The 19,080-nt window shown below is 53.2% G+C and carries 15 protein-coding genes; 10 read left to right on the top strand and 5 right to left on the bottom strand.

Annotated features, from left to right (window positions below; all coding sequences use genetic code 11):
- The first annotated feature begins 26 nt into the window (after nt 1-26).
- Nucleotides 27-2,777, top strand: coding sequence for a carbohydrate-binding protein (locus PBA01S_RS10235; RefSeq protein WP_255315332.1), 2,751 nt, complete (start codon nt 27-29; stop codon nt 2,775-2,777).
- A gap of 69 nt (nt 2,778-2,846) precedes the next feature.
- Here the strand turns inward: PBA01S_RS10235 and PBA01S_RS10230 are convergent, their stop codons facing one another.
- The gene (locus PBA01S_RS10230) at nt 2,847-3,188 is read right to left on the bottom strand and encodes a cupin domain-containing protein (RefSeq protein ID WP_016311237.1); all 342 of its coding nucleotides are present in this window, start codon (nt 3,186-3,188) and stop codon (nt 2,847-2,849) included.
- 257 nt (nt 3,189-3,445) lie between these two features.
- On the opposite strand from PBA01S_RS10230, the gene PBA01S_RS22765 reads away from it, so the two are divergent.
- The 7 genes from PBA01S_RS22765 to PBA01S_RS10200 all read left to right on the top strand — a co-directional run bounded on the left by PBA01S_RS22765 (nt 3,446) and on the right by PBA01S_RS10200 (nt 9,143).
- Nucleotides 3,446-3,619: a hypothetical protein gene (locus tag PBA01S_RS22765; RefSeq protein ID WP_157268794.1), complete on the top strand. Its 174-nt coding sequence runs from the start codon at nt 3,446-3,448 to the stop codon at nt 3,617-3,619.
- Between the two features lie 207 nt (nt 3,620-3,826).
- On the top strand, nt 3,827-4,207 hold the full coding sequence (locus PBA01S_RS10225; RefSeq protein ID WP_016311239.1) for a Na-translocating system protein MpsC family protein: 381 nt from the start codon (nt 3,827-3,829) through the stop codon (nt 4,205-4,207).
- A gap of 125 nt (nt 4,208-4,332) precedes the next feature.
- A complete protein-coding gene (locus PBA01S_RS10220) occupies nt 4,333-5,115 on the top strand; it encodes an ABC transporter ATP-binding protein (RefSeq protein ID WP_016311240.1) in 783 nt (260 codons plus the stop codon).
- Between the two features lie 37 nt (nt 5,116-5,152).
- Complete coding sequence (locus tag PBA01S_RS10215) at nt 5,153-5,992, top strand: ABC transporter permease (RefSeq protein ID WP_127575923.1); 840 nt, start codon at nt 5,153-5,155, stop codon at nt 5,990-5,992.
- A gap of 54 nt (nt 5,993-6,046) precedes the next feature.
- On the top strand, nt 6,047-7,081 hold the full coding sequence (locus PBA01S_RS10210; RefSeq protein ID WP_016311242.1) for an ABC transporter substrate-binding protein: 1,035 nt from the start codon (nt 6,047-6,049) through the stop codon (nt 7,079-7,081).
- A gap of 42 nt (nt 7,082-7,123) precedes the next feature.
- The gene (locus tag PBA01S_RS10205) at nt 7,124-7,750 is read left to right on the top strand and encodes a cysteine hydrolase family protein (RefSeq protein ID WP_036624583.1); all 627 of its coding nucleotides are present in this window, start codon (nt 7,124-7,126) and stop codon (nt 7,748-7,750) included.
- A 19-nt stretch (nt 7,751-7,769) separates the two neighbouring features.
- Complete coding sequence (locus tag PBA01S_RS10200) at nt 7,770-9,143, top strand: MFS transporter (protein ID WP_028538886.1); 1,374 nt, start codon at nt 7,770-7,772, stop codon at nt 9,141-9,143.
- A 71-nt stretch (nt 9,144-9,214) separates the two neighbouring features.
- Here PBA01S_RS10200 and PBA01S_RS10195 read toward each other — a convergent pair whose 3' ends face one another.
- The 3 genes from PBA01S_RS10195 to PBA01S_RS10185 form a co-directional block, all read right to left on the bottom strand.
- Nucleotides 9,215-10,702 (bottom strand): UxaA family hydrolase, encoded by a 1,488-nt coding sequence (locus tag PBA01S_RS10195; protein WP_028538885.1) that lies wholly within the window; start codon nt 10,700-10,702, stop codon nt 9,215-9,217.
- Complete coding sequence (locus PBA01S_RS10190; protein WP_127575922.1) at nt 10,690-12,132, bottom strand: tagaturonate reductase; 1,443 nt, start codon at nt 12,130-12,132, stop codon at nt 10,690-10,692. Before PBA01S_RS10190 ends, PBA01S_RS10195 begins: the two co-directional genes overlap by 13 nt.
- Nucleotides 12,133-12,339: 207 nt before the next feature.
- Nucleotides 12,340-13,371, bottom strand: coding sequence for a LacI family DNA-binding transcriptional regulator (locus PBA01S_RS10185; protein WP_127575921.1), 1,032 nt, complete (start codon nt 13,369-13,371; stop codon nt 12,340-12,342).
- A 172-nt stretch (nt 13,372-13,543) separates the two neighbouring features.
- On the opposite strand from PBA01S_RS10185, the gene PBA01S_RS10180 reads away from it, so the two are divergent.
- The gene (locus PBA01S_RS10180; RefSeq protein WP_127575920.1) at nt 13,544-14,464 is read left to right on the top strand and encodes a dienelactone hydrolase family protein; all 921 of its coding nucleotides are present in this window, start codon (nt 13,544-13,546) and stop codon (nt 14,462-14,464) included.
- A 38-nt stretch (nt 14,465-14,502) separates the two neighbouring features.
- On the opposite strand, the gene PBA01S_RS10175 is transcribed toward PBA01S_RS10180, so the two are convergent.
- Complete coding sequence (locus PBA01S_RS10175) at nt 14,503-15,384, bottom strand: AraC family transcriptional regulator (protein WP_028538881.1); 882 nt, start codon at nt 15,382-15,384, stop codon at nt 14,503-14,505.
- A 114-nt stretch (nt 15,385-15,498) separates the two neighbouring features.
- Here PBA01S_RS10175 and PBA01S_RS10170 point away from each other — a divergent pair, with 114 nt between their 5' ends.
- A complete protein-coding gene (locus tag PBA01S_RS10170) occupies nt 15,499-18,543 on the top strand; it encodes a glycoside hydrolase family 2 TIM barrel-domain containing protein (protein ID WP_127575919.1) in 3,045 nt (1,014 codons plus the stop codon).
- Nucleotides 18,544-19,080: the final 537 nt, after the last annotated feature.

Raw genomic sequence — 19,080 nt, 5'->3', positions numbered from 1 at the left:
AACATTCCGAAAATGGAGGTTTTGCCGTGAAACGGAATCCGGGGAATGGAACGTTATCGAAATTACTTGCACTCACGTTAACGATGGCACTCTCGATTTCGCTGCTTACCGGAGCAAACGCTTCGGAGGCCCACGCGGCCAGTTGGACTTCCAAGGATGCGGATGCGGCGATCCGGGCATTTAACGCCAAGTTCTGGGATCCGCAGGCTAAATTGTTCTGGGCCGACTCCAATCGCGGCTCTAACTACCAGGGCTTCTGGGTGGAAGCCGAGCTGTGGGAAATGGTCATGGACGCTTACCTTCGTACATCGGATCGGGAGTTAAAGGCGCAGCTGCGGGCCCAGATCGACGATATTTTCGATGGAGCGGTCCTGAAGTATGGCGAGGATTGGACGAACAATCCGTTTAACGATGACATTATGTGGTGGGCGATGGCCAGTGCCAGAGCGTATCAAATCACCGGGGAAGTCCGGTATCTGAATAAAGCGAAGTATTACTTCGATTTCGTCTACGACACCCAATGGGATGATGAGTTTGCTGGCGGCGGCATCTGGTGGTTGAACAGCGAGCATGTCACGAAAAATGCTTGTATCAACTTCCCGGCGGCCGAAGCGGCAGTGTTCCTGTATGAAATCACGGATGACCCGCACTATTTGGAGGCGGCAACCCGGATATATCGATGGGGCAAAACGATGCTGACGGACGGAAACGGCAAGGTATTCGACCGGATCGAGATGGACCAAGGACCTGTACCGGATGCAACGCATTATAATCAAGGAACGTTTATTGGCGCAGCTGTCGGACTGCATCGTGTAACAGGCGACAAGGTGTATCTGGAGGATGCGATCAAGGCTGCCCAATTTACGATGGCTCATCAGACAGAACCGAACGGACTGCTCGGTTACGAGGGACCGCATGGAGATCTGAAGGGCGGCAAAACGATTTTGCTGCGCAATTTGGCTTACCTGCAAAAAGCAGTGGACGGCAGTAAGTCCAAGGCGCATCGGGAGTTCGAGCGGAAGTTCGACGATTGGCTCGCTTTTAATGCGGCGATGGCCTGGAGCCATCGGAACGCAGAGGGGCTCGTCGACGGCAACTGGATCGGACAGCTGTTGTCCGGCACCTATGAGTCCTGGTCAGCCTCCAGCGCCGTTCAGGCTGTGACGGTCGTGCAGCCAAAGCCGGTGACAGTTCCGGTATATCCGGTGAAGCCGGCCAATCAACGGATCGAGGCGGAAAAATACAACATCGGCCAAGGCTTCGTGCTCGAGGGCAGTGCAGAAGGCACGTTGCAGCTGGGCGGGATCCAGCACGGACATACCGCTGTCTACAAAAATGTCGACTTCGGGTCGAAGGGAGCCGTTGGCTTCATTGCTAGGGCTGCCAGCGCCACGTCTGGCGGAAGCATCGAAATCCGGCTGGATAAGGAGAACGGACCTAAAATCGGTACCGTTCGGGTTGAGGGCACAGGCAGCTGGAACCAGTTTATCGATGCGGTGGCCGTGCTCAAGGATGAACAAGGTCAGCCGGTGGCCGTGACTGGCAAGCATGATGTCTATCTCACTTTTGTCAAAGCAAATGATGATTATCTGTTTAATTTGAACTGGTTCCGGTTTACGGAGACCGATCCGACGAAAACCGATGCCTATGCGAAGCGGAAGGCCGGCGATTTCGATGACGGAAACGGGGTGAGCCGAAACAGCGAATACGGCTTCCTGGAGGGGATCACGAACGGCGCGTACGTTCGGTATGAAGGCATCGATTTCGGCAGCGGTGCGGCCGGGATCACGGCGCATGTGGCAAGTGGAAACCGCGGAGGAACGATCGAGGTGAAGCTGGACAGCTTGAACGGGCCGACCATCGCCGCCCTTGAGATTCCGGCGGCAGGCGATTGGTCAACGTGGATCGACGTAATGTCCACGATCGATGATTCGGCTGCGAGGGGCATCCATGACGTCTATCTGGTGTTCCGTGGCACAGACGGCAGCGATTATCCATGTAATCTCGACTGGTTCAGCTTCACGACCGTCAAAGGCCGGGCTCAAGACGCTTACGGCAAAATCGAAGCGGAGAGTTATACCCTTGGCTCAGGGTTTGGCACAGAGCAGGGCGGAGGACAGACGTATCTCGCTGGAATGTACGGCCCGAACCAGCCTTATGCCATGTACAACTACATTGATTTTGGCGAAGGCGGCGCAGCGGGGCAATTCCATGTCAATGCGGCGAGCGATACCGCCGGTGGGACGATTGAGGTGCGGCTGGACAGCCCAAGCGGCCCTGTAATTGCGGAGGTGCAGGTCACAGGGACCGGCGGCTGGCAGGAGTTTAAGGTGTTCTCGGCGGAACTCACGGCTTCGGTTCGCGGCAAGCATATCGTGTTCCTGCTCTTTAAGGGATCGGATTGGTTGTTTAACCTGGATAAATTTACGTTTGGTGACCCGGACGTATTTACGGCACCGCCTGTTACACCTGAGCCGCCTCGGGACCACACTCCTCCAGGAGAGGTTGAGCATGTACGTGCGGTTCGAGAAAATGGACAGATTCGGTTAACTTGGGACGGTCCGTACGATGTGGATGCTGTGAAGGTGCAGATTCGTTTGCTCAAAAACAAGAAGCTAATCGGCAATACATTGGAGGTGGCGCGCGGTGTCCAGACCGCGGTGTTGCCGAACGTAAACAATCCCAAAAACTATACGGTCCAATTCCAAGCCGTTGATGCTTCTGGCAATGTCTCCAAGGGAACTGCCGTTTCGCTGGGAGACTTGATCAAGAAGTAATAAAAAACAGACCGGGGCGGAGGGGAGATTCAGCCTTCGGTCTGTTTTTTTGCGATTAGAATTCGTATCTTAAATGTTCTGTGCGTACTCTGGTGCAGGAACTTTGGTTAAGAAAACGTACAAGCTGGCGGGCTTGGTTCCGTCATTCCGGTAGGAGAAGGCTTCCGCTCCTTCCAAATGCAGGACTTCACCTTGATTGAGCGGAGAGGTTGCTCCATCCACCGTAATCGTCCCGTGACCTTGCAAGGCGAGAATAAACACGTCTGTATTCGGATGGGTGTGGGTTGGCAGCTCTTGGCCCGGCATAAAGTTTAGCACAAACACGACGCTTTCCCCTTTTTTGTAGGCTATCCGTTTGGTGAATTTATCCGCTTGGAAGTCCTGAAGTTGAGCTATTGATAATTTTTCCATTTTCCTGATATCCTCCTTATTCCGGCCTGGTGGACCGGATCCTTTGGCTGGAATACTCCGGCTTGATCGCCGGGACTCCTGATCCTTGTCTCCTATGTTAGCATCGAGCTTCTTCTTTCTACTTGATTCAGATCAAGTTTGCGAAAAAATACCCCCTATTTCAAAACTCTGTGAAATGGCCACTACTGCAAATTGGAGTAAATTGGAGAAAGGGGATATGGATGTTTTTTGAAAATGTGGTGAAAGGAGTAACGCTCGTGAAACGTTTTCCGGGGATGGATCAAGAAGCGGTCATGATGGAGATTAAGCAGCTCAAGCAGAAAGCTGACCGGCTGCTTGCGATGTCAATTCGGCTGAATCAACCCAGCTTGGCAGACGAAGCGGAGCGGTTGTACCAGCAAATTGACAGGTTGGCTTTGCTCACCGGGTAATTTGACACATTTCATCCTATGCCATACATTTAAATATAGCCTTCATGTAAAATAACATCACATCCAAGTGGATGGATGTTATTTTTTTTGACGTAAACGTATTGACAATCCCTTTTAAACGCCTATAATAAATCACAAGAATGAGAGTTTCATTAATCACACCCCAGAGTTATGATAGAATACCTGACATGAAGGAGGGTGTGAGGTATGGCCAACTTGACTGCTGGCGAATGGAAGCAGGACATTTTGAGGATTTACAACGCGATCAATAAGCAAATCTTTAACGTGGGTGTAAAACAGCAAAAGGTCGATTTCGTCGGCAACAAAATTGTGATTATTTCTTTGAACGGGCGAGTGCCGGTCTTAAAGCTATTGGATGAGGCTTATCCTCAGTCCACAAGGCAGCTGGATTACTTGTTATTTCAAGTGTTCAAGCGGGAGATTAAGGCAGCCCTCGAACGTCAATTTCAACTGAATATCGTCGCCATACTCAAAGATTACGATGCAGAGACCGAATTTTCCGGTACGATCGTTGTCTTGGATCGCGACGTGGAGGATTATCTGAAGGAGTTGTCGGAACTTCGCTAATCGAAAGAGCCGGCTAATCGTCAGTTTGGACTCGCAGCGCTATTTGTTAGGGGGCGCTATGGGTTTTAACTGGCGATTTTTTTATATCTACACACGAAAATTTCAAGGAGTGGAGGCGTTGGAGCATGCAGCCCAAAATCGAGATTAACGGAGTCAGTAAATGGTTTCGCCGGAACGGCCGAGATATCCCGGCCATGCAAGAAACGAGCCTGAAGATTGAAGCGGGAAGGTTCGTCAGCATCATTGGCCCAAGCGGCTGCGGCAAGTCGACCTTGTTCAACATCATTGCCGGACTCATTCCCCCCTCTACCGGAGAGGTGCTTGCGGACGGGGAGAACATCGTGGGAAAGACGGGATATGTTGGTTACATGCTGCAAAAGGATATGCTGCTGCCGTGGCGGACGATTCTGGACAACATCATTCTGGGGATGGAAATTCGCGGCGTCCCTAGAAAGGAAGCGGTGGATCGAGCGTTGCCCCTGATGGAGAAGTATGGACTCAAAGGCTTTGACAAGCATTATCCCAAGGAATTGTCGGGAGGCATGCGACAACGGGCTGCGCTGCTGAGAACGCTGCTTTACGATCGCGACATCATCTTGCTGGACGAGCCGTTTGGCGCGCTGGATGCCCAGACCCGGCTTACGATGCAAAATTGGCTGTTGCAAATTTGGACCGACTTTGGAAAAACGGTGCTGTTCGTCACCCATGACATCGATGAAGCGATTTACTTGTCGGACGATATTTATGTCTTCTCGTCGCGGCCGGGCCGGGTCAAAACGAAAATTACGGTCACGATGGAGCGCCCGCGTAAAACGGAGGATATGACGTCTCCGGATTTTATGGAATTGAAACATCTCTTGCTTGACCAGTTATCAGCGGGACATGCCGAGGAAGAACTCGCGCTTTGACCGTTGGGATAAAAAAACGATCTAGGAGGGATGAAGTGTGGAAGAAACTGTGCGGAAATCGACTTTTGTGATTCATTCTCTGTCCACGGATGCGGTGGTGCCGGCAGCTGAAAAAAAGCTAAAAACCCCGTTCGCTACAAAATCCGCACCGCTGATTTATGACGAAGAGGCGGCGGAGCGGAAGAAAGCTCGCAGAATCGGCTGGTTGGATTCTTATTATTGGAGCAGCCCAAGCGCGATATGGCAAACGACTTGGCTGCAAGTGGCGGAGGGCGGCCTGTTAGGCGATATCGCCTATACATCAGGCTCAACCGTACTGGGCTTTGTGTTTGGCACGTTATGCGGAGCTTTGCTAGGCCTGTCCTTCTGGTGGTCACGCAGCTATGCCGGCATTAGCGAACCTTACTTAATCATTTTAAATGCAATGCCCAAGCTGGCTCTGGCGCCTGTCCTCGTCATTTTGCTGGGAATCGGCTTCTTCTCCAAGGTGGCGCTGGCTTTTTCCATGACGGTTGTGGTATCTGCTTTGTCCGCCTACAGCGGGGTGAAAAGCGTAGACCCAGATATGGAGAAGTTGATGTATTCGCTGGGGGCCAAACGCTGGCAGGTCTTTACCAAAGTCGTCATTCCGTGGTCGATGCCCTGGATCATCAGCAGTTTGCGCATCAACATTGCCCTTGCGCTTGCCGGGGCCATCGTCGGCGAATTTATTGCCTCCAGCCAAGGTGTTGGACGCATGATCATGTATGCGGGGACGATTCTTGACATCAATCTCGTATGGGTTGGCGTGGTGGTGTTGTCGGTGCTCTCTATGGCCATGTATTGGGGCGTCGTGCTGTTGGAAAGAGGGTTGTCCAAAGGGTTCGGCGTTAAATAAAGAGGACCTTGTCAGTCATCCGGAATCAGAAAATGTTCATGAGGGGGAAGTTGGATGAAGAAGAGCAGACTGTTACCGTTATTATTGGGATTGGCTTTGACGGCCAGCTTACTTGCGGGATGCGGAGGAAAAAGCGAGTCCACCGCGGAAGCAGCGGAGGGGAGCACGGAACTCAAAAAAATCGTTATCGCCGAACCCGTTCATTCCACCGGATATCTACCTCTCTATTTGGCTCAACGGGAAGGTTACTTCAAGAAGCGGGGACTGGATGTGGAGGTGATTCAGGCAGCTGGCGGAGCACATGTCACCGCGGTGGTTAGTGGAGATGCATGGGGCGTCATCGGCGGAACGGAGTCCAACGCACTGGCGAACAAGAAGAACTCCGATCCCATCGTGTCAATCGTCAACGTCGTGAACCGAGCCAACGTCTACTTGGTGGCCAAAAAAGGGCTGGCTCCGGCCGGGAATTCAGAGGCGGATTTGAAAGAGTTCTTTAAAGGGAAGAAGATCAATGCCGGACGTCATGGCGGTACTCCCAATTTGCTGATCCGTTATTTGCTCATCTACTTGGGGCTGGATCCAGAGAAAGATGTCACGCTGCTGGAGCCGGCGGATGCCTCCACTGTCGTGACGATGGTGCAGCAAGGAGCGGCGGATATCGGCAATGGCGCGGAGCCGCAAATTAGCGACGGGATTTCTAAGGATGTCTGGGGCGAACCATTTTATAAGTTCCATGACTTCGGCGATTTCTCTTACTCTGTGCTTAGTGTTAAGAAATCGACGATCGAGAAAGATCCGGAAACGGTGCAGTTGTTCACCGACGCAATTATCGAGGCGCTGAAGGCAGTACAAGAGGACAAAGAACTGGCGATGAAAAACATGAAAGCTGAGTTCCCTACGTTATCCGATGATGCGATTCAGGCCTCCCTTGACCGCGCCTATGCGGACAATCTATGGAGCAGGGATGGGTTCATTACGGAAGCCGCTGTGAAACAAGACATGGATGTGCTGATCAAAACCGGGATTTATACGGGCGATTATTCCTATGATCAATTGGTAGATATGCAGTTCGTTAATTCATCCAAGTAAGGAAAGGGAAGGTGAAGCAAAGTGAATTTAGAACAGAAGCTAATGAACAGCCGGACAGCCATCGTGGTGGTCGATGTACAGAATGATTACTGTCACCCGGAGGGGGCTTTAGCTCAAGCGGGGAATGACATAGGTGCCGTAGCCGATATGATGCCCAATTTACATCGCCTGTTGGCAGCAGCCAGAGTGTTTGAGGTGCCAGTGATTTTTATCCAGACCTTTCATGAAGAAGCGACCGATTCCGAAGCTTGGAGGGGACGATCGAACGGACGATCGATGGCGGTATGTCGGAAGGGCAGCTGGGGCGCGGATTTCTACGAAGTTGCGCCCGAGCCGGGTGAGGTCGTCGTGAACAAACACCGTTACAGCGCTTTTGTGAATACTCGACTCGATTCCATCCTGCGGAGCCAGAAGATCGAAACGTTGATCATGACCGGTGTCAGCACCAATGTGTGCGTGGAATCGACGGCTCGGGACGGTTTTATGCTGGACTATCACATCGTGCTGCTTCGCGATGCCTGCGCCTCTTATTCAACCCAGGCTCATGAAATGACGATAAAAAATATTGAAGGATATTTCGGTGAAGTCACGGACACCCGCGAAGTGATTTCCTTGTGGGAACGGGCCGGGAAAACGACCGTGAACCCGATGACGATGACACAAGTGTAAAGCAGGTGCAGGTATGGGCATGAACGGCAAAACCCGTACACTGGTTCAATATATTATTTGTACGGGAGCCTTCTTATCGAACTGTTCCGCCGGCATGTTCAACATCGCGCTGGTGGATATCGCTAGAGATTATCAGATCGGCCTTGCCTCTGCGCAATGGGTGGTTACGGCTTATTTGCTGGTCATTTCCGTCCTCCTGCCGGTGATGGGGAAACTCGGGGATATCCGGGGGCGGCGGTCCGTGCATAATCTGGGTTACCTCGGCTTTGCGTTAGGAGCGCTTGGCTGCGCGCTTGCCCCGTCTCTGGGCTGGCTGATTGCCTTCCGGATCGTACAAGGCGTTGGCGCCTCGATGTATCAGGCGACCAACATGGCGCTGATCGTTTCTCTGTTTCCTCCCGAAAAGAGGGGGAGAGCCCTAGGGATGATCAGCACCTTCGTGGCCGCCGGTTCGATGATTGGCCCCAGTCTCGGAGGGGTGCTGATTCAATGGATCTCTTGGGAGGCGTGCTTCTGGTTGCTGGCCGTCACTGCCTTGGCAGCATGGATCATGGCCCAGCGGTTTATTCCGAAGGATCAGCCGGAGGAGCAAGGGCACATCGATGTAACTGGAGCGCTGTTGTTTGGGATTTCGTTAACCGGCCTGGTCACAGCGATTCATCTAGGCTCGGAATGGGGATGGGGATCCCTGGCTGTGGTCGTGTTGTTGCTCTTGTTTGCGGGTTGTGCCGCTGGATTTGTAATGTGGAGTCTTTCCACCAGCGGCTCCCCCTTCATCGATCTCAAGCTGCTCAGCGATGCTGCGACAAATACCGGGCTATGGATCACCATCGTTACGTATATGGCCGCATTTTCGTCGCAACTTGTATTGCCGGTTTATCTTCGCCACGAGTTAGACGCCCCGCCGGCAATGGCCGGATTGATCATGATGGGGTATCCGCTGGCTTTGATCGTCGCTTCCCCGTTATTCGGCAGTTTATCGGACAAGCACGGTTCCTTGCCGTTGTTGACGGCGGGATTGCTCGCGATGTCGGGAACGTTATTGGCTTTAGGATTTCTTTCCTCCTCCTATCCGATGTTTCTGCTCATTACCTTGATTGTCTTGCTGGGGGCATCCATGGGGATGATCACTTCGCCAAATACGAGCCTGGTGATGGGCCGCGTGGATCCAAGCCACTTGGGGTTAATCAGCAGTTTACTCGCGTTGTCGCGGAACCTGGGCATGATGTTTGGCACAGCGGCAGGCGGAGCCCTCCTGGCCGGCGTAGACGGATATCGGATGGTGTTCGTCCTTTGTCTCGCGTTGGTGTTCGGCTCCTTGGTTCTTCTGCTGTTTACCGTCCGTCAAGCGCGGCATCGTCGCCACCATGAAGAGACGGTATCGCCATCTTAGAAAAGCTAAGCCATTGCCTGGACGTTATCGTCCGGGCAATGGCTTTTTGGTGTGATTTGGGCGCGATCCGTTTATAAGGTGACTCCCGTTTTGAAAATTGCCAGTTCGCGGACCTCGTTCTGCTCGTTCCGAGTCGGTTGACCGCTGGCTACTGCAATGACGTATTGAATAAACTGCTCCAGCACTTCTTCCATCGGCGTATCCAACAAGATGCCGGCGTTGAAGTCCATCCAGTGCTTCTTCTTGGCGAACAGCTCGTTGTTCGTAGCCACCTTGACGGTGGGAACGAAGCTGCCAAACGGTGTCCCGCGGCCAGTCGTAAAGAGAACGAGCTGGCAGTCGGCGGCGGCGAGCGCAGAGGAGGCAACCAGGTCGTTCCCTGGTGCCTGCAGCAGGCTGAGGCCTTTCTTGCGCAGCTTCTCACCGTATTTCAGGACGTCGACCACCGGGGCGGTCCCGGCCTTTTGCGTGCAGCCCAGCGATTTGTCCTCCAGTGTACTGATTCCGCCGGCCTTATTGCCGGGCGAGGGGTTTTCGTAGACCGGTTCACCGTAGGATAAGAAATATTGCTTAAAATCGTTGATAAGTGCAACAATTTGCTCGAACACCTCTGGACTTTCCGCGCGGGCCATCAGCATCTGTTCAGCTCCAAACATTTCGGGGACCTCGGTTAGAATTGTAGAGCCGCCCTGGGAGATGAGAAAATCGGAAAAAGCGCCAAGCAGCGGGTTGGCCGTAATGCCGGAGAAGCCGTCCGATCCGCCGCACTTGAGCCCAACGTTCAGCTCGCTGAGCGGCACAGGCTCTCTGCGATCGTTGCGCGCCGCTTCAACCAGCTCCTCCAGCAGTGCCAGACCGGCCTCCAGCTCATCCTCGACCTCCTGGGCCACCAGAAATTTGACGCGTTGCTCATCGTAATGGCCCAGCCGCTCCCGGAACTCGGAAATGACGTTATTTTCGCAGCCTAGACCAAAGACGAGAACGCCGCCTGCATTGGGGTGAAGCACGGCATCAGCGAGAATGCTGCGCGTCATGAGATGGTCTTCCCCAAGCTGCGAGCAGCCATAGGGGTGACTCAGCACGGTAATGTTATCGAAGGGACCAAGATCCGGGTGCTCCGCTTTAAAGGCGCGGATCATTTGCTCCGCGATTCCGTTCACGCAGCCGACCGTGGGCACGATGTACAGATCGTTGCGTATGCCGGTTTTTCCATTGGCCCGCCGGTATCCTTGAAAGGTCAAGGAACGCTTCGGATAAATGACGGGGTGCAGGTTCGGTTGATACGTGTATTGCTCCTCGCCGGCGAGGTTGGTTCTGATGTTATGCGTATGCACCCACTCGCCAGGAGCGATCGCGGTGACCGCATGGCCAATTGGGTAGCCGTATTTTGTAACGGACGAACCGGCGGGGATGGCGGTGAGTGCGATTTTATGGCCTTGAGGAATGTCCTGCAATGCACGAACAGACTCTTCGTTAACCTGGAGCTCTTCACCGGCTGTGATTGGCCGTAACGCTACCGCTACATTGTCACGCGGGTTCATTTTCATTAATCGTCGCATAAGCTGCCGCCTCCCAACCATTGTAATGTCGCTCGGGCGCCAAAAGCGTCCAGCTTCCGCACATATTGCTCCAGGGTTCTCGCCAGTTCGGGAACGCTGGATAAATCCTGCCCCCACAGCTTCGTTTCCCGTAACAGGACCGGGATCGCTTCAACGGGTTGTGACCAAGCTTGATCAAAAAGGGTCAGCACCTCCGGACTGTCCTTTCGCGCAAGCCGATCCCCCCGATAACCAACCAGCAAGGCGGCGAAGGCCAGCGTGATTCGCTTTGGCAGCTCGCCCCGTTCCCGCTGGTAGCGCAGGAGCACAGGCAGCAGCCGGGTTTGGAACTTGGCGATGCTGTTTAGCGAAATCGAAGCCAGCTCGTGGCGGATAAACGGGTTCATGAAGCGCTCGCGAACAGCCTCGGCATAAGACAGCAGTCCGGCTCTAGGCAGATCAAGCATCGGAACGATCTCCTGCTCCATCAGTTCCTTGACGAACACAGAGAGATCCTCGTCGTTCATCACATCTTCGACCGTTGTTAGCCCGGCAAGCAAGCCCAACGCGGCCATGGCCGTGTGGGGGCCGTTTAACAGATGAACCTTCTGCTCGCGGTACGGACGCAGGTCTTCGGTAAAGATGACGTTTAACCCCGCTTCGGTTAATGGCAGCCGTTCAGGCAGCCAGGCTGGGCCTTCAATCACCCACAGCAGGTAAGGCTCGGCGGTTACCATCAAATGGTCTTGATAACCGAGCTCTTGCGCCAGTTGCTCTGCTTGCTGCTGCGGATATCCGGGAACGATCCGGTCTACGAGGCTGCAGCAAAAGGTGTTCTCCTGTTCAAGCCATTGGATGAACCCATCGCCAAGATCCCATTCAGCGGCGTAGCGCAGGACGATCTCGCGCAGCTTCTCGCCATTGCGGTCAATCAGCTCGCAGGGGATGATCGTAAATCCTGCTTTGCCCAGCTGATAGCGACGGTAGAGGAGGGCGGTCAGCTTACCGGGAAAGCTCTGCTGCGGTGCGTCCGTGAGACGATCCTCCGGCTTGTAGGCGATGCCGGCCTCGGTCGTGTTCGAGGTGATGAATTCCAGTGAATCTTGCTCCGCCAAGGCGAGAAATTGTTCGTACTCGGTGTACGGACTGATCAATCGGCTGACAGAGTGAATGATCTCATGTTCATTGATGACTTGCTGGTCGGCGATCCCGTTAATGAGTACCGTGTAAAGATGATCCTGCTTCGCATAATGCTCAGATACCGGGCTGCCCTGCGGCTTAATCATCACGATGTTACCTTGAAACCGGCCTTGCTTGTTCATCTGCTGCACCTGCCAGGCAGTAAAGGCACGCAGGAAGTTTCCTTCGCCGAACTGGATCATCCGTTCCGGGTAGGCAGGCAAATCGGGAAATAAGGTTCGGGATAAGAGCGGATATTGCGGGGTGTCCATATTTTTCGCCTCCTTGGTATAGATGCTGAGGAGATAAAGAGATACCACACTTGTTTGCACACGTGAACATTAAGGAGTAGGGTGAGTTGCCTGGCTTGCCGAACAGGGCCAGGACTAACCCAATAAGCTTGCTAATTGCGGGTCGAAGTCGACCCTATAATGTAATGACTAACAGTCAGTAAGCATGATTCACTGTTCCAGTTTAGATCAGGAGATCTTGGCCACAGACTGTCGAATCACCAATGTCGTTGGGACGAACAAGGTCTCGCTGGATGGTTCAGTTGGTTGCTCCTGATCCGATGCCCCTGGACCTGCAGGCTGCATTAGCTCGATCAGCTTGCGGGTTCCCAGTTCGCTGATATCGGCGACCGGCTTACGGATAGTCGTCAAGGCGGGGTTGGTGTATCCAGCGAACACAATATCGTCGAACCCGATCAGCGACACCTGATTCGGCACGTTCACCCCCCGGGCGAAGCAGGCGTTCATCGCCCCGATCGCCATATCGTCGTTCGCGCAAAATACCAACGTTGGCGGCTCCTTCAGATCCAGCAGCACGTTCATCATCAGGTACCCACTATCGATGCTGTAATCGCCGGCAACTTGATATTCAGCAGGGAGGGCAAGACCGTGGGCGAGCAAGCTTTCCAGGAAGCCTTGCTTCCGTTCTGTCGCAGACCGAAAGCCTGCTTTGCCTTCCATGATGGCCAGCCGCCGGTGGCCTTGATCGATTGCATAGTTGATCGCCTCCCGCACACCTTCCCGGTCATTGGCAACAACGTTCACGATGCCGGGATCATCCAGATAGCGGTTTAAGACAACAAGCGGGATGCCCGCCTGCTTCACATGGTAAATAAACGCATTGTCGGCGTCACTTTGGCTCATGACCAGGATGCCGTCGAAGCGGTGCGGCGAAATGCCTTCCAAATGACGGATGCCGTCAATCCCGTGCACAGTAAGACTGTAGTTTTCATCCAGCGCATGATGAATGCCCTTGATCGCATCTACGAGGAAGCTGGCGGACGTTCCTTGATCGATGCTGGAGAAGAACAATCCGATCGTGTACGTCCTTTTCATCACCAGACTTTTGGCGCTGACATTCGGAACATAATTCATCTCGGCGGCGATTTTTTCAATTTTCGCCCGCGTCTCCGGCTTAATCAGCGGGCTTCCGTTTAATGCACGGGATACCGTGGTGTGGGATACACCAGCCACGCGGGCAATGTCTTTAATCGTAATCATAGATCCTCAACTTCCGCAGGAATTCACATTGTTTTTCACGTTTTCATTCTATTCCCCAATATCTAAAAAAGTCAAGAAAAACAAGCAATGCACACGTGAAAATAAAATTTGCTCCAAATTGATTGTAAGCGCTATAATTATCGGTAAATTGTAACAGAGAGGATGAACGGATATGCACGTGAAGGAGCAGCGATCAAAGCTATGGGAGACGCTTGGGGAGTTGCCTTCCTTTGGAAGGCCGGTTTCCGCCCGGTTATTAAAGCGGGAGGAGTTTGACGGCTACGTGCTGGAGACTCTGCTGCTGGATTTAAACGGGCTGGAGGCGGTACCGGCCTTTTTCGCTAAGCCGCAGGAGGAGGAAGGTCCTTACCCGCTGGTTGTGTTTAATCACTCCCACGGCGGAAATTATGGGAACGGTCGCCAGGAGTTGATTCGCAGCAGCGGTTATCTACAAGAGCCGTCTTTTGCCAAAGTGCTGACCGGCTTAGGTTGTGCGGTATGCAGCATCGATATGTGGGGCTTCCATGAACGCAGCGGCAGGAGTGAAGGCGAGCTGGTTAAAGAAATGCTGTGGACCGGACGATCGTTATGGGGCATGATGATTTACGATAATTACCGGCTGATCGATTATCTGTGCACCCGGGAGGACGTTGATTCGACGCGTATCGGGACGATCGGTATGTCTATGGGAGGGCTGATGGCGTGGTGGCTGGCGGCGCTTGATGAACGGGTAAGCGTCGTCATTGACCTTTGCGGACAGGTTGATGCAGAAACGTTGATTGCGCGGCGCGGTCTGGAACATCACGGGTTTTATTACTATGTACCTGGGCTGCTGAAGCGTTTTACGACCCTCGATATTCAAAAGCTCATCGTTCCCCGCCCCCGCCTCAGCTTGGTTGGCCGCAACGACCGGTTATGCCCGTTTGAAGGGGTGCAGCGGCTTGATCAAGGCTTACGTGAAGCCTACGCCGCCGCCGGGAAGGCAAACCATTGGCAAACCGTTATCACCGGCGGCGGCCATATGGAGTCCGCGGAAATGCGTGCGGCGTGGCCGGAATTCATCGCTCAGTATTTGCTGCATTCCGCACCATAGGAAGAGTCGCGCTCGGAGCAGTCATCAGCCTACGACCATCAGCTGCTTTCCCGTCCGCGAAGCTCCTCCGACGGCAGCCGGCCGAACTCACGCTTGTACAGCCGAGCGAAATAAACCGGCTCCAGGCCGACATACGCCGCAGCTTGGCGAATCGTCATGTCGGGATGATCAAGGAGCAGATGCCGGGCTGTTTTTAGCCGTATCTGATGAAGGTATTGCAGCGGTGTTAACCCCATCGCTTGCCGGAAGAGCCGGGTCAGTTGCTTTTGTGAGTAGCCGACGTGACCTGCCAGTCCGGCGATGGTAATCGGCCGATTTAAGTGGTCATGCAGAAAGCGAACCGCAACATCCACAACCGATGCTCGGTAGGAGGCGGGGGGAGCAGCGGGCGGCACCCATGGGACGGCTGAATCCGACTTTAGGCTCGTTTGTCCCGATGTATCCTTGAGGATGGCTAGAAATAACGAGTACAATAACTCGGTCGTTCGCCAAGGGTCATGTTCGTTACCGGACAGCTGCCAGATGGCAAGCAGGCGATCCGTAAATAATGAAATGTCTGAGAGCTGCAGTAACCGCGGGGCATCCCCAAAGCCCCATCGGTTTAGCACCTCGCCAAAGTTTTCCAGCAACGTGACATACCCGACAAACCAAGGCCCCTCCCCGTAGGGCATATATTCATGAGCACAGCCGGCGGGGATGTAGAGCAATTGGCCGGGGCGCAGAATGTCCCATTTGTTCTTGTTAACGTAAAGCCGGCGAAACTGCCCTGTACCAGAGATCGTTAAGAACAGCTGATGTGCCGAATATCCCTTCATTCTGGTGAGCGGCGGCTGAATTTCCGTACCCACCGTATAAACGGATAGCGGCAGAAGCTCGTTGTGTAAGGGGGTTAAATTACTTCTGAGCGGAAGCAGGTCCATGGGGAGTTCCTCCATTTTGTCCATTTTGTCTGGTGGTTTGTCCGATTTGTGGCTTCCGCCCGATTATATCTCAACCCTATAATGAGAGCAAATCGTTTGGGGAGTGTGAAATAGGTGGAATTGAACCGTGAATGGGAAAATTTATCGTGTCTGCACATCGGCCGGCTGCCGGCCCGCGCCTCCTATATTCCGTATGAGAGCGCCATGACAGCCCGAACGGGAAAACGCGGACGCTCACCGCATGTTCAAACATTAAACGGAAACTGGAAATTCCGCTATTATCGCAGCGTTCGCGAAGTAGACAGTCATTTCTATGAGACGGAAACGGATGTGAGCGGTTGGGACGATCTAATCGTGCCTTCTTGCTGGCAAACGAATGGGTATGACCAACTGCATTATACGAACGTCAACTATCCGATTCCCTACGATCCGCCGTTTGTGCCGGATGACAATCCTGCGGGAACTTATGTAAGGGATTTCAATCTACCCGAAGCATGGACGAAGAAGCAGACGCGGATCGTATTTGAAGGTGTGAACGCCTGCTTTTACCTGTGGGTGAACGGCCGTTTTGTGGGTTACAGCCAAGGCAGCCGAATTCCGGCGGAGTTTGATCTTACGCCGTTTGTCGCGGCAGGACGCAACCGTCTCGCCGTGCTGGTGTTGAAATGGTGCGACGGTACCTATTTGGAGGACCAGGATGTCTGGCGCTTCTCAGGGATTTATCGCGACGTTTATTTGCTGTCCCGGGATAATACGCACATCCGTGATGTGTTTAATCAACCGCTGTTATCGGACGATCTATCCGAAGGCAAGCTGCGGTCGGAGATTGAAACGACGGGGAGCCTGACGATTCAAGCGGAGTTGCGAGATCCTGCGGGCAAGCTGATTGGACAAAAGGAGGCGCAAATCGACGGCAAAGGAGCAATGGAGCTGGACGTGCCGCAGCCTCAATTGTGGAACGCTGAGCAACCCCGGTTGTATGAGCTGATTCTGACCGCGGGCCAAGAAGTGCTGCGTTTTCGGGTTGGCTTCAAAAAGGTGGAGATCACAGATGGCATCTTCCGCATCAACGGCCGCGCTGTGAAGCTGAAGGGAGTGAACCGCCACGATTCCCATCCGGAGCTGGGGCAGACCATTCCGGTGAACCATATGATTGCAGACCTGAAGCTCATGAAGCGGCATAACATTAACACAATCCGGACCTCGCATTATCCGAATGACCCGAAGTTTCTTGATCTATGTGATGAATTCGGGTTTTACATCATTGATGAAGCGGATCTGGAGTGCCATGGTGTGACCAGAACCGGTGAGCTCGAAGCAGGAGCTTTCCATAAGTTGTCGAACAATCCGGATTGGAAAGAAGCGTTCGTGGAACGGGCGGTTCGCATGGTCGAGCGGGACAAAAACCACGCCTCCGTCATCATCTGGTCCATGGGCAATGAATCCGGATACGGGGATAACCATATCGCCATGGCGGAATGGACAAAAGCGCGGGACGCCTCACGTTTAGTTCATTACGAAGGAGCGGATCCTCGGTATTACAGCAATTCGGACACGTCCTGCCTGGATTTGGACAGCCGCATGTACCCTTCAGTGAAGGAGATCGAGCGGTATGCCCTCGATGAGAACAGCACCAAACCGCTATTCCTTTGCGAATATAGCCATGCGATGGGTAACGGACCAGGCGATTTGCAGGATTACTGGAACGTAATTTATCGCTATCCGAAGCTGATGGGCGGTTGTGTCTGGGAATGGTGCGATCACGGGATTGCTGCGGAGACGCCGGATGGGCAACGTTATTATGCGTACGGCGGCGATTTCGGCGATCAGCCAAACGACGGGAATTTCTGCATCGACGGCCTGGTTTTCCCAGATCGTCGGCCACATACCGGTCTGCTGGAATTAAAGCAAGTCATTGCACCGGTGCTGATCGAGGCAGAGGATGTCGCTCAAGGCCGCTTCCGCGTACTGAACCGTTATGATTTCAGCAACCTGTCACACCTGGCGGTCAGCTGGAAGCTGGAGCAGGAAGGAGACGTGCTGCAGCAAGGGCGGTCAGGCTTGCTAACCGCTGCACCAGGTGAGACCGAGATCATCTCTCTTCCCTATGATCTGACGGTGGCACAGGAGGAGGGGACGGGGCCGCTCACCTTAACCTGCTCGGTCCGGCAACAGCTGGACACACCATGGGCGGAGGAAGGATACGAAATCGCCTTCTATCAATTTGAATTGCCGGGTGCGACTTCAGCGTTGGCCCACGAGAAGCTGCAAAGCGAGGAATACGCCGGCTTTATGACGATAGATGAACAAGACGGCATGCTTACGGTACGTGGGTTTGATTTCGAGCACGTCTTTGATCTGAAAAAAGGGATGCCGCAACAGGTATCGAAGCACGGTGTGCCGTTGCTTGCGAGTCTGGCTCGGTTTAACATCTGGCGGGCTCCGATGGATAACGATATGAACATCCGCAAGGAATGGGAAGCGGCGGGTCTTGATCATGCTGCAATGAAGGTATATCGGAGTCACTGGGAGCAAAAGCCGGACGCTTCGGTCGAAATCCACGTTGACTTCTCGCTCGCCAGTTATATCTTCGAACCGTTCGTACGCGGTAATGCTGTATGGGCAGTTGGGGTCTCGGGCGAGATTCAGCTGAAGGTTCACGCCGAAGTACGCGAGAATCTTCCGTTCTTACCGCGCTTTGGCCTCGAGCTGACGATGCCGAAGGGGACCGAAGAGATTGAATATTATGGCTACGGTCCGCATGAGAGCTACATCGACAAACGGGCAAGCGTACGCAAAGGCAAATACTTGCTGTCGGTGGACGATATGTTCGAGAACTATGTGATGCCGCAGGAAACGGGTTCCCGCTACGGTACGGAATGGGCGATCGCCTCCACCGTTCAGGGCATGGGATTAAAGTTCACGGCAGCCCAACCGTTCTCGTTCCAGGCGTTGCACTACACCGCCGAGGACCTGACGGCAGCGCAGCATACGTATGAACTCAAGCGCCGCCCCGAAACGATTGTCACGCTCGATTACCAAATGAGCGGCACCGGCTCCGGCTCCTGTGGCCCGCAGCTCGCAGAGCCTTACCGTTTTACCGAGAAGTCGTTCGATTTTGAGCTAACCATCCAGCCGATATTTAAGGATGAAGAATAGAGATAGCGTATAGTTGGTGTAAATAACCGTTCCCTGGCTAAAGCAGCTGGGTGAGCGGTTATTTCTTGCTGCGGGGGAGGAGGAAGAGGTGGTCTATCCGATCCCCCCTTTTGAAGGATTATCCCGTTGCATCAGGTGGTGAATAAAGAGAAGGAGTAACCTACGTAAAATTAAAAAAGAAAAAGCAAAGAAGAGTAAGATACCCCAAAGTTAAAGTTTAAAAGGAGTAGATATATAGAAAAGGAGTAGACATAGATATTGATATTTTTTGGATATGAAAATATGGATCTAAAAGTAGATTTCGATATAGATCATAATATATATGAATAATGTATATTAAAGTAAATATTTAGAAATGATTAATCAGATATAGATTCGAGTGCAAATCTGCATGCTGAATTACGGATTCTCCCGATGCCTGTTGCGTCGAGAGATTAAGTTGCAAGATGGATTAAGCTGCGGTTGCAATGGACGGATGGTTCCGATGATGTGCGATTAACTGGTCGTAAGAGATCGCAGGAATGGACAAGCACATTT

The sequence above is a fragment of the Paenibacillus barengoltzii NBRC 101215 genome (assembly GCF_004000745.1).
GTDB lineage: Bacteria > Bacillota > Bacilli > Paenibacillales > Paenibacillaceae > Fontibacillus > Fontibacillus barengoltzii.
The sequence above is the reverse complement of the archived record's forward strand: the minus strand, read 5'-3'. Positions and strand labels throughout refer to the sequence as shown.

Bases quoted from the DNA above. Each gene is read 5' to 3' on its own strand.
- PBA01S_RS10230 (WP_016311237.1), bottom strand. From the start codon at position 3,188: ATGGAAAAATTATCAATAGCTCAACTTCAGGACTTCCAAGCGGATAAA.
- PBA01S_RS10225 (WP_016311239.1), top strand. From the start codon at position 3,827: ATGGCCAACTTGACTGCTGGCGAATGGAAGCAGGACATTTTGAGGATT.
- PBA01S_RS10220 (WP_016311240.1), top strand. From the start codon at position 4,333: ATGCAGCCCAAAATCGAGATTAACGGAGTCAGTAAATGGTTTCGCCGG.
- PBA01S_RS10210 (WP_016311242.1), top strand. From the start codon at position 6,047: ATGAAGAAGAGCAGACTGTTACCGTTATTATTGGGATTGGCTTTGACG.
- PBA01S_RS10205 (WP_036624583.1), top strand. From the start codon at position 7,124: ATGAACAGCCGGACAGCCATCGTGGTGGTCGATGTACAGAATGATTAC.
- PBA01S_RS10200 (WP_028538886.1), top strand. From the start codon at position 7,770: ATGAACGGCAAAACCCGTACACTGGTTCAATATATTATTTGTACGGGA.
- PBA01S_RS10195 (WP_028538885.1), bottom strand. From the start codon at position 10,702: ATGCGACGATTAATGAAAATGAACCCGCGTGACAATGTAGCGGTAGCG.
- PBA01S_RS10190 (WP_127575922.1), bottom strand. From the start codon at position 12,132: ATGGACACCCCGCAATATCCGCTCTTATCCCGAACCTTATTTCCCGAT.
- PBA01S_RS10185 (WP_127575921.1), bottom strand. From the start codon at position 13,371: ATGATTACGATTAAAGACATTGCCCGCGTGGCTGGTGTATCCCACACC.
- PBA01S_RS10180 (WP_127575920.1), top strand. From the start codon at position 13,544: ATGCACGTGAAGGAGCAGCGATCAAAGCTATGGGAGACGCTTGGGGAG.
- PBA01S_RS10175 (WP_028538881.1), bottom strand. From the start codon at position 15,384: ATGGACCTGCTTCCGCTCAGAAGTAATTTAACCCCCTTACACAACGAG.